The following is a 13,833-nucleotide window of genomic DNA, read 5'->3' on the forward strand; positions in this document are numbered from 1 at the left end:
GCTCCTTACATGACAAGGTATCTTTACTCCTGTAACATAAATTGCTGCAATTAATAATCGTCACTTTTTTCTGGAACAACCAAACCTTCAATACCCGCTAAAAGCTCTTCTTCTGACATATGATCAAATGAAGTACCTTCTTCTTGCGACGACGTATTAAAAACACTTTCAGCTTCACCTGAATGGGTAATAAATTCACTTGCCATTTCTGGCTCATCTACTTCCACATGCTTTTGCAACGAATGAATAAGGTCTTCCTTTAAATCAGCAGGCGACAATGTTTCTTCTGCTATTTCACGCAAAGCAACAACTGGATTTTTATCATTATCACGATCAACCGTAATCTGCGCTCCTTGTGAAATCTGACGCGCCCGATGACCTGCTAAAAGTACCAATTCAAAGCGGTTGTCAACTTTATCAATACAATCTTCTACCGTTACGCGGGCCATTTATGCCTCTTTCTCAAATAAAAAAATTTAATAGCGGATAGAGGAGTATATACAATAATCAAAATAAAACACAAGAAAAACAACACAAACTTTTATATTTTTTGATTAAAGAACTTATTTAAAAAAATTCTTGGAAAATTTATAAAAATGTATAACCTATTCATGCTTGTTATCAAAATTTCTTTTAAAAGCATTCCAATAGATTGACTTCAAACGAAGGGAGGTCTTTCTTGACAAAATACTTGTCTGGAGTCCTTATCCTTTTAAAAGGAATACCTGCTGTTTAAACCCTTTGCAATAACAGCAGCCTTATACATACTTTTTATGATAATATCTTTATCTAAAGAGAAAACTTTTTTCTTTGAACATCATGTGTATCGCACTCTTATTCATCGAATAAATTACTGAAAGATGATCTCTCTTTACACAATAATGAGCAATAAGTTTATATTAAACTTTCTTCTAAAAAAGTTTATTTATATTCATTATAGATTGTTTATCAAAACATAACCCGTCATATACGCTATATAAAGACTCAAAAAAATAGAAAAACGATTGATGCCTAACACCATGAATAGCCAATTAACATCACTTTGCCCAGAACCACCCCAAAATTGCAATTTATGTCCTAGGCTTCATCAATTTATCGCTGGCTGGCGTGTAAAAGAACCAAGTTGGTATAACGCACCGGTGCGCCCATTCTTTCCTTATAAAGGGCCAGATACAACACGCCTTCTTATTGTTGGGCTTGCTCCTGGATTACGCGGAGCAAATCGAACTGGACGTCCATTTACTGGTGATTATGCTGGGCACTTACTTTATTCAACTTTAAAAAAGTTTGGTTTTGCCCAAGGAACCTTTGAAGAAAGAGCAGACGATACTCTTGAACTTATTGATGCAGCAATTGTTAACTCTGTTCGTTGTGTTCCACCAGAAAATAAACCCACCGGTGCAGAAATTAACACGTGCCGCTATTTCTTCTCACCTCTTTTAACAAATCTTCCCAAACTTAAAGCCGTTATTACCTTAGGCACCATTGCGCACTATTCAACGATACGTGCCCTTAATGCAAAAGTTTTATCTCACCCTTTTGGACACGGTGAAATCAATAACATCGGCAGATTACGCATCTTTTCGAGCTATCACTGTTCTCGTTATAATACAAATACTGGGCGCTTGACAGACGCCATGTTTCACCAAATCTTTCAAGCAGCAAAAACATACTTAGATCAATGCTAAAACTGTTTTAAACAGCGCTATGAATAAAGAATATCTAGATCGCATCCATCATCCATATCTTTTTAAAAGTCTTGCTTTTTCACGTCCCCAATCACGTTTTTTTTCCGTTTCGCGCTTATCATGAAGCTTTTTCCCCCGCGCTAGAGCGATCTCCAACTTAACGCGCCCTCGTTCATTAAAATAAAGTTTGAGAGGAACAAGTGTCATTCCTTCACGAGACGTTGCATTAAAAAAACGTGCCATCTCACGTTTTGAAAGTAATAATTTGCGCAAACGTCGTGGTTCATGATTAAAACGATTAGCCTGCGTATATTCAGGAATATAGCTGTTTACTAACCATAATTCCCCATTCTCAAAACTCGCATAGCTTTCAGCAATATTGGCATGATTAGAACGTAAGGACTTCACTTCCGCTCCCTGAAGGACAAGACCAGCCTCGAGATTATTAAGGATTTCAAAATTAAAACGTGCTTTACGATTGTCAGCAATTATTTTCCGTACGGGCGCGTTCTTTTTTTTATTCATGGCTTTGTCAATATCATTTTATGCTTTTAAAAGACCAGCATGACTGAGGGCTGCATCAATAATCTTCTTTGTTCTTTCTGTTAATGGAACAATAGGAGAACGCACAGTATCACCACAAAATCCTAATTTTGCAGCAGCATATTTAATACCTGCTGGACTAGGTTCAATAAACACAGCACGATTAAGAGGCATCAAGCGATCATTTAATTCTCGTGCTGTTTTATAATCACCACGAAAACAAGCGGCTTGAAGTTCAGCACAAAGCTTTGGAGCAACATTGGAGGAAACTGAAATACACCCCATACCTCCATGTGCATTAAAACCTAACGCCGTACAATCATCACCGGAAAGCTGTACAAAATCTTTTCCACACTTTTCACCTTGTTCACTAACACGCTCAATTCTGCTCGTTGCATCCTTAACACCAATGATATTGTTAAAATCTTGATAAAGGTCTTTCATCGTTTCTACAGCCATATCGATAATAGAACGACCAGGAATATTATAAATTATAATCGGAATAGAAACAGCTTTGGCAATGGAAGAAAAATGCTTGTATAAGCCAGATTGATTTGGTCTATTATAATAGGGAGTGACAACCAAAACTGCATCTGCACCAGCTTTTTGCGCGTATTGTGCAAGCTCTACAGCCTCGCTTGTGCTATTTGATCCCGCTCCAGCAACAACAGGAACACGCTTTGCAACCTGCTCAACACACAATTCTATAATCCGCTTATGTTCTTCATGACTTAACGTTGCTGATTCACCTGTTGTCCCAACAGGGCTTACACCGTTAATCCCTTGTGTGATCTGCCATTCAACAAAATCACAAAACGCCTTCTCATCAATCGCGCCCTTGTTATCAAACGGTGTGATAAGCGCAGTTATAGCTCCCTTGAGCATGATAAACTCCCTATAATGTTTGCTTTTATTTTTTTATAATCGCCTTTTATAAATTTTAAATAGAGCATAATCTTGCTCTATCATTGAAGCAAGATGAATTTCAAAAAAAGCCCCCATAAGATGAAAATGTCCCTCCTTAAATGTTGAACATTTCTTTAAAATAAGCCGTCTATATTAACGCGTTTTTCATGCTTGTGTTCTATAAATCCTTAAGTTTTTACAAAAAGCAAGGTCTCAAGGTCTTTTCTCTATGCGTGTATTTTCCACCTCTCTTTTCGTATCAACCTTTACTACACTTATACTGGCAATAAGAATTTTATTTTCAAGTGCATACGCGCAAACACCCCTTTTGCAAGGGAAAGTACCAATCCCTTTGGTTCGCCCTACTCCCTTTACCGCAAAAGAAGCTCAAGAATCTCTTCAACAGATACACACTACATCACACAATACTGCTACACTTCAGCAACTGAAAACTGGGCTAGATGCACTAGCAAACAACAATATTGCAAAAACAATAAATCTTCGTAATTCAATGGAAAAACATAGCCTTGATCGTCATATTTTGACATGGGCGCTGGGGGTGTCAAACCAAGCTAATATACCCAGTTCTGAAATATTTAATGCAATCAACATGCTAAAAGGATGGCCCGGTATAGAAACGATGCAACGCAATGCTGAACGTGCTTTTCTTAACGAAACCAACGTCACACGCGCAATCATCCAAAAATTTTCTCATCACCCGCCCCAAACAGCACAAGGGATGGCTCTCTTCGCTAAAGCACTTATCGCAACGGGACAAACCACTCGTGCTCAACACGTTATTGCGCCATGGTGGCATAAAACACAGCTTAATGCAAAAGAAGAAGTATTTGTTCTTAAAAATGCAAACGCTGCATTAAAACCTATTGATCATTTGAGACGCATGCAGTTTATGCTCTATGCACATCGTTTTGATTCAGCAGCACGCGTTGCAAAATTAGCCCATGCTCAATCTCTTTTTAATGCTTTTGTGGCCGTTGAAAAAAATGATCCTAGAGCTACACAAAAATTAAAAGCTGTAGAGAGATCATGGCAAAAAGATCCTCTTTTTCAGTTTGCTCGAATACGCCATCTTCGACGAACAGAGCAATATGATGCAGCAGCAGCACTCATGATGAAAACATCAAAAGATGCATTCCGCCTTATGAACCCTCATTCATTGTGGAAAGAACAACGCGCCCTTTCTCGTGAAATGCTCGATTTAAACAAACCAAAAATTGCTTATCAACTTGTTGCAATGCACACTGGTATAACATCTGCATTAGCCGTCGATGCTGAGTTTCATGCAGGGTGGTATGCACTACGGTTTCTTCATAACCCTAAATTGGCAATGCAGCATTTTTCACGTATTCCTCAACTCTCTTCTTTACCTTTTTATGCATCACGTGGATATTACTGGATGGGACGAACAGCAGAAACGCTAGAAGAACATCAAAATGCCCAGCAATACTTTCATCGCGCAGCTCATTTTGGTGCAACTTACTATGGTCAATTAGCCGCTGCACGACTCAACCAAAAAAAGCTTAAAGTTTTCTTTCCCAAACCAACAACCGCTGAGCGACAACATTTTAGTGCACGAAAAGCGATCAAAGCAATTCAACGTCTTGAAGCAGCCGGCTATGCTGATTTTGCTAAAATTTTTTATAGAGAGCTCGGAAAAAAAATAGAAAGCCCCGGTGAATTAGCTCTTCTGGCTGTTATGGCAGAAAAAAATGGAGACTATTATACCAGCCTCAAAATTGGAAAAATGGCTGTTTTTCAGGGGAAAAATGTCGGTGCACTCTCTCATCCTCTGGGAGCTATACCAGCTTCTGCTCATATTTCTGTAGAAGAAAAATCGCTTATCTATGCCATTGCACGCCAAGAAAGCGAATTTAATCCAACAGCCATATCAAAAGCAGGTGCACAAGGTATACTCCAATTGCTTCCTACAACAGCAAAAGCACTGGCAAAAAAATACTCAATCGCATGGTCTCCTAAAAAATTTAGCAGTGATGCTCATTATAATGCAACATTAGGTGCTCATTTTCTCAATGAACAATTAGAACGTTTTAATGGATCCTATATACTAACTCTTATTGGCTATAATGCGGGTCCCCGTCGAGTCAATGAATGGATAAAACGTTATGGCGATCCTCGAGGTCAATCTCTCGATAACGTCATTGATTGGATTGAACGTATTCCTTATACAGAAACACGTAATTACGTGATGCGTGTCATGGAAAATTATGGTGTCTACAAAGCAAGACTCACTGGGAAAATAGATATAAAAACCGACTTGCTTTCTGGTCGACGGAAATAATATGCCTTAACTTCCCAAATAGCATTTGAAAGCGTTGATAAGAAGTGTTTTTATTCCTTTTTAAATAGTACCATACCCACTTTCTTAGGACGTATAAGAAAGTAATTTTAATTGATTCAGTATTAATAAATTCGAAATGAGAAAACCCTACGCTATTTGGGTCTTTTATTTTAAATACAAAATGATGAATTATCATTATAAATCAACAGGTAGTACAAATAATTCCTTTCTTCTCAACATAGACGACAATATCATAGAGATTACAAATATAAGAGAAGAGTGAAACAAATAGCTTATCCTTTTACTGTTGCTTATTAGTCAATATTCAAATCTTGTGAAACAGCATCTTTTAAGACTATTTTTCCTGCTTATAACATTTCTATAACAAATAAGAGTACGTTATTATATATATCGTTTGGATTATCTCTGATAACAGAAAGACAGACTCATTGAGTTAGAAAGCCTTAAAGACAAACAATTCTCTTCTGCCCCTTCCCTTTTCATTCGGTTCTACGACTTTTAAATATGTCAATATCTTTTAATGATGAAGATGAAGCTTTGCTTTTTTTTCTTATTTTTACATATAAGCTCACATCCTTCACACAAAACAGAGCATCCCAAAATAGTATGTTTTTCTTATTTATATTATTGTTTTATTTTAATGTTTCTAAGTCCATTTCACAACGGTGTATCTGAAAAGTACTTACGAAAATCCTCTCATGAATGGTATAAAAATCGATTAGACCTTTAATTAATAAAAGCTATAGCTCTATCATCCCTTAACTCCCAATGTTGCAAAAGCCCTTTCATTTAGAGCACTCATAAGAAGTATATTCACTGCTTTTTAGAAGTTTTTTATCCATGCTCCTCCTCAACTTGTATCATAAGTAAGCGGATGGTTTTGATTGATTCAACATCAAAAAAATTCGAATAAATTATATTTGAACTTTCATTAAAATTATAAATCAATATATTATAAGAAAAGCGCCCCGCATAAAAAATCAGCTAAATATTAGGGATACTCTAATTGTTTTATTCACTTTTGATGGTGGTGGTGGTGGAAAAGAACCAACGCGTCGAAGGGCTGCCATCGCTAATCGATCAAGTTCTGGGTCACCAGCAGAGACTGCTACACGACTAGAAAAAATACTCCCCTGCTCATGCACCATAAATTCTAACTTCACCGTTCCTTTTGTACGATTGGTGCGCTGTCCCACAATATAATTTTTTTGCCTTTCTAATTGTGACTGTACCTTTGCTAACCACTCCATTAACAACATATCTTCAAGCCCTGCTGTCCCGCCGCCCTTGTTGATGGAAGAAGAACGTACCGCCTTTGCATTGGAGCGCTTTACTACAGCCTTTGGCATCGGTATTGTTTTTTTGATAAACGCTTTATGCTCCACTTTTTGAGGTAGGGGTTCTTCCAAAGGCTTTAAGTCATCTTGTTCTACTATATGCTGAGGTTCTTCCGATTGAATTTCATCCACGGATTCCAATCCTTCTGACTCCTGCTCTAGGAGATCAGACTGTAATACTTCTTGCTCTGTATTAATATCCGACTCTCTATGAATATCTGGCAAGTCTGTATCAACATCCGGATATACAGTTTCTTGCATAAAAGTCAGCATAATCTCCGACGAGAGCAAACCATTACTTATACCAGTACTTTGAAAATAAAACTGTGCTGCCAATAATACATGCAAAAAGAAAGCCCCAATAAATGCACCAATCCAAAGAGTTAATAATTGTTTCGTATTTGCAAAATTCATCGTTTCTTCTGCCACTATTTTAAGCTTAATATTGGTGTTCAATCTCATTAAAACAGGCTATTTTGAAATTGCAACTTTTTTCTTGACTGATTTTGTCATGTTTAATATGGTCTTCTAATGATTTTGTGCCGTTGTCAAAATCATTCCTACTTGGCTGGCAAGTTTTAATCAGTGAGTCCAGCCTTTTTGTATTAAAAAATTTCAAAACAGAGAGGGGATGTTTAAAAGGGTTATGATGTGTTATGCAAATAAGACGAAAAAATATCTATAAAAGCTGTGTAATTTTAAGTGCATTATCGGTCTGTATACCTTCATTTGTTTTTGCACAAAATAAAGATGGAAGTGCTGTCACTGAACTCAAACCAATCCTTATTAAAGGAAAAAAAATAGAAGATGCTTCAAATTCAATAACCATTCTGACTGATCGTAAGACCAACAAGAATATTGATGAAAGACAAATAACTGATGTTTATGATGTGAGTCGTCTTAATCCTTCCGTATCCTATAACTCAGAAAATAACAGTTTCGTTATTCGGGGTTTAGATGCAAACCGTGTTCTTACGACAATGGATGGTATTTCTCTTCCATGGTTTAATGATATATTCCGTGGTGGAGGTGGAAACACAACTTTTGATTTCAATGCTCTTTCTACGTTTGATACTATTCAGGGATCAGATTCTAGTCTTTATGGTTCTGGTGCCTTAGGGGGAATCATTGCGTTGCGTACCCTTGATCCTGAAGACCTGATCGTGGAAGAAAAGAATTGGGGAAGCCTTATAAAAGGTGGTTATAATTCTGTTGATAACAGCTGGCGCATCGATCAAGCTTTTGCTGTGCGTAATTACCGGACATTTTTACTTTTTCAAGGATCTTATGTAGAAGGTCATGAGCGCAAAAATATGGGAACAGTAGAAGGGTATGAGGAACGCACGCGCAAAAACCCTTCTCACTTTGATAAAAATAACTTGCTTTTTAAAATTCATCAATATTTGAGTGATAATCACCGCCTTGGTTTTACCGCAGAGCGTTTTGGTCATAATAGTAACACACATGAATTAAATTCGTCTAAAAGATACGCTCCAGGTTCCGTTTATGAGCAGGATAATAAACTTCGTGAGCGCTTTTCTCTTTCTTATAATTATAATGGTAATGGTGATGCAGTTCTTGATGCGTTTAATGGGCAGCTTTATTGGCAAAGGCAATCAAGTCGTTACGTTATGACAGGTGTTCGTGTTTCAGCTCCCAAAGGGGATTATTTGAGAGATAATTTCTTACGTAATATCAATTATGGTTTCAATGCTGATGCCCTTAAAAAAGTGGATTTTGGCACTATAAACCATACGTTAAAGTTTGTAATGAATGTTTCGTCATCTAAATTTCATCACTATTTGTTAGGTAAAGACAATTGTCATATAAAAGAATACGCTCGGGGATGTCTTTTTGTTCCTGCTAATCGATCAGATTCACCAGACACAAATGGTTACAATTTAGGTTTTGTTTTTGAAGATGAAATTGGGTTGGCTGATGATCGTTTTCGTGTAACACCGGGAATCCGGTATGATTGGTACAAATATGTTCCTCAGAAAACACCTTCTTATGAGAAAGCACTGATTTCTGATAAATTCCCTCCAGAAAGAAGTGGTTCACGCTTTTCTCCTAAATTACGCGTGGAGTGGGATGTTCGTAATCAAGTAACGCTCTATGCTCAGTGGGCACAGGCTTTTCGTGCACCACGTATTTCAGAACTTTACGTCTCTTATATCAAACCTTCTGCTTATTACGTGAAAGGGAATCCTGATCTTCAACCAGAAACAAGCAATGGGTATGATGTTGGTCTACGGTATGGAAATGTAAATTTCGGTGGTTCCTTCAATGCCTTTTTCAATCAATATAAGAATTTCATAGATACTGAGGATAGGGGGCCATCAGAGGAATTTAGATTTGCGCGTCGGCATTACATGAATCGTTTTCACGTGCAAATTTTTGGTGTTGAGACAAAAGCTCATTTAGTTCTTAAAAATGGTTTTCATAGCAATGTTGCTCTTGCTTATTCACAAGGAAAAGATCTTGATAAAAAGGAGTATCTTAACTCGATTCCTCCTTTGAAAGCAGTTATCGGATTAGGATATGCAAAAGAGGTTTGGGGAAGCGATATTATCCTTACTTTGGCAGCTAAACGTGACAAAGTAGCCGGAGAATCTGATTACCAAAAAATTCCAGGATATCATGTCGTTGATATGACAGGGTGGTGGAAACCATTCGGTGAAACGGGACCTATTCTAAGAGCCGGTGTTTATAATCTTTTCAATACAAAATATTGGAATGTATCTGAACTTCCTTCAGGTAAAAGTTCAACACCAAAAGATTATTATAGCCAGCCTGGTCGTAACTTTAAGGTGTCGTTTGTACAAAAGTTTTAGTCACTTCTGTTAATTATTCGGTCAATAAAATCGTATTGATAAAAGGATTAATTATTGTGTTTCTATTTTCAACATCTTTAAAATTACAAAGATTTGGTAGAAAAGTTTTAATTCTTTCTGTTTTATCGTTTTTTGATTGCTCAGCTGTTGGCGATAGAGTGTTATTTTGTGATAGATTGAACTCTTAAAAGAATTTAATTTATTGCCTTGGAATTGTAAAATTTGAAAGTTAGTTTTTGAGTTAAGTAACATAAGGTAAATTCATGACACATACAGCTGAAATGATTCTTCGTTTGCGTGAAGAAAAAAAAGAAATGCGAAACCGCGATTTTGCGGTTTCGATTGGTATATCTGAAGCGGAGCTTATTGCGGCTTATTGTACCATTGGAAAAGCAAAAAGGCTACAAACCGATGTTGCTACTCTCTTGGAAAATGCACCTCGACTTGGAACCGTCATGGTCTTAACTCGCAATGAATATGCTGTTCACGAAATAACGGGACGCTTTGAAAAAATTGTTCAAAACGAACATATTCCTATCACACTTGGTGAAATTGATTTGCGTATTTTTACAAAACAATGGAAGTTCGGTTTTGAATATGATGTCGTTATTCTTGGAAAACCTACAAAAAGTCTGCAATTCTTTGATCAACATGGCGTTGCTATTTTAAAGGTCTATTCTAAAGATATGACAAATATGGACGAGTGGAATAAACTTGTTGAAAAGCTCCTTCTTGAAGATCAGTCTCCTGTTCTTAACATTCTTCCCGTTTCTCTCCCAGCCCAATGTGACATAACAGAATTGGATATTGAGAGTTTTCGGGATCGTTGGCGGAAAATGACAGATGTACACCAACTTCACAAAATTATTTCCGAATTTAAAATTAATCGACATCATGCTGTAAAATATGTTGGTAATGAATTTGCCGATGAATTACAGGTAAATGCTGTTGAAATAATGCTTAACCAAGTCGCACAACAAGAACTGCCAATCATGTGTTTTGTTGGGAATAAAGGGTGTATTCAAATTTTTAGTGGGACTGTAAAAAATATTAAGCAAATGGGACCTTGGCTTAATGTTCTTGATCCAAGATTTGACCTTCATTTACTCACGTCCGGGATTGCTAGAGTATGGCATGTTCGCAAACCTACCCGTGATGGTTATGTCAGTTCACTTGAAGTTTTCGATAAAGATGATGAGATGGTTATTCAATTTTTTGGCGTACGCAAGGAGGGTCAAAAAGAACGTGAAGATTGGCGTTCTTTATTGAATAGTTTGCCATCATGCCAAGAAAACAGCAGTAACTAAGATAAGATAAGGTTAGACATGTTCATATCTCTTTTACATAGGTTATCAAACCTTTTTCTTACGTGTTTACTGCTCTCTCTTACTTGTTTTTCTAAACAAGTAATTGCTGAACCTGCAACGCGTTTTCCTGAAAATGCTCGAATTGTTTCTATCGGCGGAGCACTTACAGAAATTGTCTATGCATTGGGAGCCCAAGATCAACTTGTCGCCCGTGATAGTACAAGCGTCTACCCACAAGAAGCGCTCAAGCTTCCTGTGCTTGGATATATGCGTGCTCTTTCACCTGAGGGGGTTTTATCACTTGCTCCAGAGGGTATATTGCTTGTTGAAGGAAGTGGTCCCGCTTCAACAATTGATATTCTCAAAAAAACATCAATACCTCTGGTGATCATACCAGAAGACTACTCCCGTGAAAATGTGATAGAAAAGATTCGCCTCGTTGGTCAAGCCATTCATCGGGAAGTGCAAGCCGCGGCGTTAATTGAGAAATTGAAGCGTAATTTTTTAGACAACGATGCGCGTTTGGCGAAAGTAACAACACCAAAGCGTGTTCTTTTTGTTTTCTCTGTGCAAAATGGACGCGTCATGGCATCTGGAACAGGTACTGCAGCTGATAGTATGATCAAACTTTCAGGCGCTATCAATGCTATCACCGATTATAAAGGATATAAACTTCTCAACGGCGAAGCATTATTGAAATCAGATCCTGATGTTATTTTGCTTGTAAAACATGGTGCAAGATCAACCAGCATTGATAAGATTTTAGCCATACCGGCAATTCAAGCAACAACTGCAGCGAAAAATCATGCCATAAAACAGATGGATGCTATGTATTTTTTGGGATTTGGTCCACGTACTGCAGACGCATCAAGAGAGCTTATTGAGATACTTTATGGTGCACATCAAAACGGTAAGAGCTGATAAAAATGGTAGACGGTACATCCAGGATGCATTTACCTAAAGAAAAAGAAGGTAAAAAAATAAACCGTTCAAAACAGGGGAAGATTTTATTATTAAGCTTAATAATATTCCTTATTTTCAGTATTTTTGGTGGGCTCTTGAATGGTGCAGCAAAGGTTTCTTTCGTTGATCTCCTCCATGTGATGCTTACACAAGATTTTTCGGTAAGTAGTAAAACGCGTGATTACCTCGTGCTCATCGACATAAGGCTTCCCCGTGTTATCTTGGGATTATTGATTGGAGCAGCTTTAGCTGTCTCCGGTGTTCTTATGCAAGGGCTTTTTCGTAATCCTCTTGCAGATCCCGGAATTGTAGGTGTATCAGCAGGTGCTGGACTTGGAGCAGTCTTAGCAATTGTTGTCGGCATTGCTTTTCCTGTTTCTTTTGCACCTTTTCTAGAGCCTTATAAAGTTATCATAGGTGCTTTTTTTGGTGGACTTTTATCAACGATTATTCTCTACATAATAGCAACGCATAACAGCTTTACCTCTATTGCAACCATGCTGCTTGCAGGTATTGCTCTTGGTGCATTAAGCAGTGCTGTTGTCGGAACATTGATTTTTGTCGCAAATGACCAACAACTGCGTGATATCACTTTTTGGAGTCTGGGCTCTCTTGCGGGCGCTACATGGTTGAAAGTATGGCTTGTTCTCCCTTTTATCGTTATTGGTCTTCTTTTCTCTCCCTTTTTATCACGAGCACTTAATGCCCTTGCTCTTGGAGAAGCTGTTGCTGGCCATATTGGTTTCCATATTCAACGCGTCAAAAATATTGCTATTCCCCTTGTTGCTCTTATGTGCGGTAGTGCTGTTGCTGTCAGTGGTGGTATTGGTTTTATTGGTATTATTGTTCCTCATATTTTACGTCAGCTCATAGGTCCTGATCATCGCTATCTCATTCCTTGCTCTGCTCTCTTGGGAGCAGCATTACTTATTTTTGCTGATATGTTTGCACGCTTAATTGTTGCCCCCGCAGAATTGCCGATTGGGATTGTAACAGCACTTTTTGGTGCACCTTTCTTTCTATGGATCCTTATATGCAAACGAGGAACAGACTTTTCATGATTGAAGCGACAAATATTTGTGTTCAGCGCGGAAAGAAGCAGATTCTTAAACACATTAATCTTCAAGCTAAAAGTGGTGCTTTTACCATTATTATTGGTCCTAATGGATCAGGAAAAAGTACTTTTATCAAAGCTCTGAGTGGTGAAATTCCTTACAGTGGAAAAATAACCTTAAATGGTTATAATGTATGCCAAACAAAAACTCATGTAATGGCAAAAATGCGCGCTGTACTACCACAATCAACAACGCTCGTATTTCCATTCTTAGTCCATGAAGTTGTAGGGCTTGGCCTTTCTGTAAACCAATTTAGCATTGCCAAAGCCGAATTGCAAAATCTTATCCAGAAAGCTTTAGAGTGCGTTGACCTTTCTGATTATGGCAACCTGTATTATCACCAATTATCAGGTGGAGAACAAGCTAGAGTACAACTTGCCCGTGTACTTTGCCAAGTCTGGAAACCTGTTCATAATGGGATTCCTCGCTGGATGATATTAGATGAACCTATTGCTAGCCTCGATATTCAACATCAAATCATCGTTATGGATATTGCTAAACAATTTGCTCATTCTGGTGGCGGCGTTCTTGCTGTTCTTCATGACCTCAATCTCGCGGCACATTATGCAGATAACATGATCTTGCTCAAGGAAGGTGAGATTTATTGCGAAGGAAATGCAACTAATGTGTTGACAACACAAAATCTCCGCGATGTTTATCATTGTTCTTTAAACGTTTCTGAATTACCTAAAGAAGATATCCCTTTTATACTCCCTCAAACGACATCCTCCTATGAAATTAGATCTCTAGGCTATCGGCTTCAATCTAAAAACTAAAGTCCATAGCAAAATAAAACACG

11 protein-coding genes are annotated in these 13,833 nt (G+C 37.7%); 7 read left to right on the top strand and 4 right to left on the bottom strand.

Going from position 1 to position 13,833, the window contains the following annotated elements; translation table 11 throughout:
- Positions 1-50 precede the first annotated feature (50 nt).
- A complete protein-coding gene (gene rpoZ, locus ACFILO_RS02795; protein ID WP_273791104.1) occupies positions 51-449 on the bottom strand; it encodes a DNA-directed RNA polymerase subunit omega in 399 nt (132 codons plus the stop codon).
- 570 nt (positions 450-1,019) lie between these two features.
- On the opposite strand from rpoZ, the gene ACFILO_RS02800 reads away from it, so the two are divergent.
- A complete protein-coding gene (locus ACFILO_RS02800; protein ID WP_375613048.1) occupies positions 1,020-1,688 on the top strand; it encodes a uracil-DNA glycosylase in 669 nt (222 codons plus the stop codon).
- Between the two features lie 48 nt (positions 1,689-1,736).
- Here ACFILO_RS02800 and smpB read toward each other — a convergent pair whose 3' ends face one another.
- Positions 1,737-2,213 (bottom strand): SsrA-binding protein SmpB, encoded by a 477-nt coding sequence (smpB, locus tag ACFILO_RS02805; RefSeq protein ID WP_012231306.1) that lies wholly within the window; start codon positions 2,211-2,213, stop codon positions 1,737-1,739.
- An 18-nt stretch (positions 2,214-2,231) separates the two neighbouring features.
- Entirely contained in the window at positions 2,232-3,116 is an 885-nt protein-coding gene (gene dapA / locus ACFILO_RS02810; protein ID WP_375612952.1) for a 4-hydroxy-tetrahydrodipicolinate synthase, read from the bottom strand.
- A gap of 250 nt (positions 3,117-3,366) precedes the next feature.
- Here dapA and ACFILO_RS02815 point away from each other — a divergent pair, with 250 nt between their 5' ends.
- A complete protein-coding gene (locus ACFILO_RS02815) occupies positions 3,367-5,457 on the top strand; it encodes a lytic transglycosylase domain-containing protein (protein WP_375652289.1) in 2,091 nt (696 codons plus the stop codon).
- A 1,001-nt stretch (positions 5,458-6,458) separates the two neighbouring features.
- Here the strand turns inward: ACFILO_RS02815 and ACFILO_RS02820 are convergent.
- Positions 6,459-7,229: an energy transducer TonB gene (locus tag ACFILO_RS02820; protein WP_375631808.1), complete on the bottom strand. Its 771-nt coding sequence runs from the start codon at positions 7,227-7,229 to the stop codon at positions 6,459-6,461.
- A 242-nt stretch (positions 7,230-7,471) separates the two neighbouring features.
- Between ACFILO_RS02820 and ACFILO_RS02825 the strand changes: the two genes are divergently transcribed.
- From ACFILO_RS02825 to ACFILO_RS02845, 5 genes are all read left to right on the top strand, one after another.
- The gene (locus tag ACFILO_RS02825) at positions 7,472-9,649 is read left to right on the top strand and encodes a TonB-dependent hemoglobin/transferrin/lactoferrin family receptor (protein WP_375631695.1); all 2,178 of its coding nucleotides are present in this window, start codon (positions 7,472-7,474) and stop codon (positions 9,647-9,649) included.
- A 263-nt stretch (positions 9,650-9,912) separates the two neighbouring features.
- Positions 9,913-10,956, top strand: a complete 1,044-nt coding sequence (locus tag ACFILO_RS02830) for a hemin-degrading factor (protein WP_375677793.1) — start codon at positions 9,913-9,915, stop codon at positions 10,954-10,956.
- A gap of 18 nt (positions 10,957-10,974) precedes the next feature.
- Positions 10,975-11,877: a hemin ABC transporter substrate-binding protein gene (locus ACFILO_RS02835; protein WP_375638086.1), complete on the top strand. Its 903-nt coding sequence runs from the start codon at positions 10,975-10,977 to the stop codon at positions 11,875-11,877.
- A gap of 5 nt (positions 11,878-11,882) precedes the next feature.
- Positions 11,883-12,980: a FecCD family ABC transporter permease gene (locus ACFILO_RS02840; RefSeq protein ID WP_375617630.1), complete on the top strand. Its 1,098-nt coding sequence runs from the start codon at positions 11,883-11,885 to the stop codon at positions 12,978-12,980.
- Positions 12,977-13,810, top strand: coding sequence for a heme ABC transporter ATP-binding protein (locus ACFILO_RS02845; protein ID WP_375611204.1), 834 nt, complete (start codon positions 12,977-12,979; stop codon positions 13,808-13,810). The genes ACFILO_RS02840 and ACFILO_RS02845 overlap by 4 nt, the downstream gene beginning before the upstream one ends.
- Positions 13,811-13,833: the final 23 nt, after the last annotated feature.

Origin of the sequence: Bartonella sp. AP72JLCBS (assembly GCF_042195705.1) — a bacterium.
GTDB lineage: Bacteria > Pseudomonadota > Alphaproteobacteria > Rhizobiales > Rhizobiaceae > Bartonella.

Bases quoted from the DNA above. Each gene is read 5' to 3' on its own strand.
- rpoZ (WP_273791104.1), bottom strand. From the start codon at position 449: ATGGCCCGCGTAACGGTAGAAGATTGTATTGATAAAGTTGACAACCGC.
- ACFILO_RS02800 (WP_375613048.1), top strand. From the start codon at position 1,020: ATGAATAGCCAATTAACATCACTTTGCCCAGAACCACCCCAAAATTGC.
- smpB (WP_012231306.1), bottom strand. From the start codon at position 2,213: ATGAATAAAAAAAAGAACGCGCCCGTACGGAAAATAATTGCTGACAAT.
- dapA (WP_375612952.1), bottom strand. From the start codon at position 3,116: ATGCTCAAGGGAGCTATAACTGCGCTTATCACACCGTTTGATAACAAG.
- ACFILO_RS02815 (WP_375652289.1), top strand. From the start codon at position 3,367: ATGCGTGTATTTTCCACCTCTCTTTTCGTATCAACCTTTACTACACTT.
- ACFILO_RS02820 (WP_375631808.1), bottom strand. From the start codon at position 7,229: ATGAATTTTGCAAATACGAAACAATTATTAACTCTTTGGATTGGTGCA.
- ACFILO_RS02825 (WP_375631695.1), top strand. From the start codon at position 7,472: ATGCAAATAAGACGAAAAAATATCTATAAAAGCTGTGTAATTTTAAGT.
- ACFILO_RS02830 (WP_375677793.1), top strand. From the start codon at position 9,913: ATGACACATACAGCTGAAATGATTCTTCGTTTGCGTGAAGAAAAAAAA.
- ACFILO_RS02835 (WP_375638086.1), top strand. From the start codon at position 10,975: ATGTTCATATCTCTTTTACATAGGTTATCAAACCTTTTTCTTACGTGT.
- ACFILO_RS02840 (WP_375617630.1), top strand. From the start codon at position 11,883: ATGGTAGACGGTACATCCAGGATGCATTTACCTAAAGAAAAAGAAGGT.
- ACFILO_RS02845 (WP_375611204.1), top strand. From the start codon at position 12,977: ATGATTGAAGCGACAAATATTTGTGTTCAGCGCGGAAAGAAGCAGATT.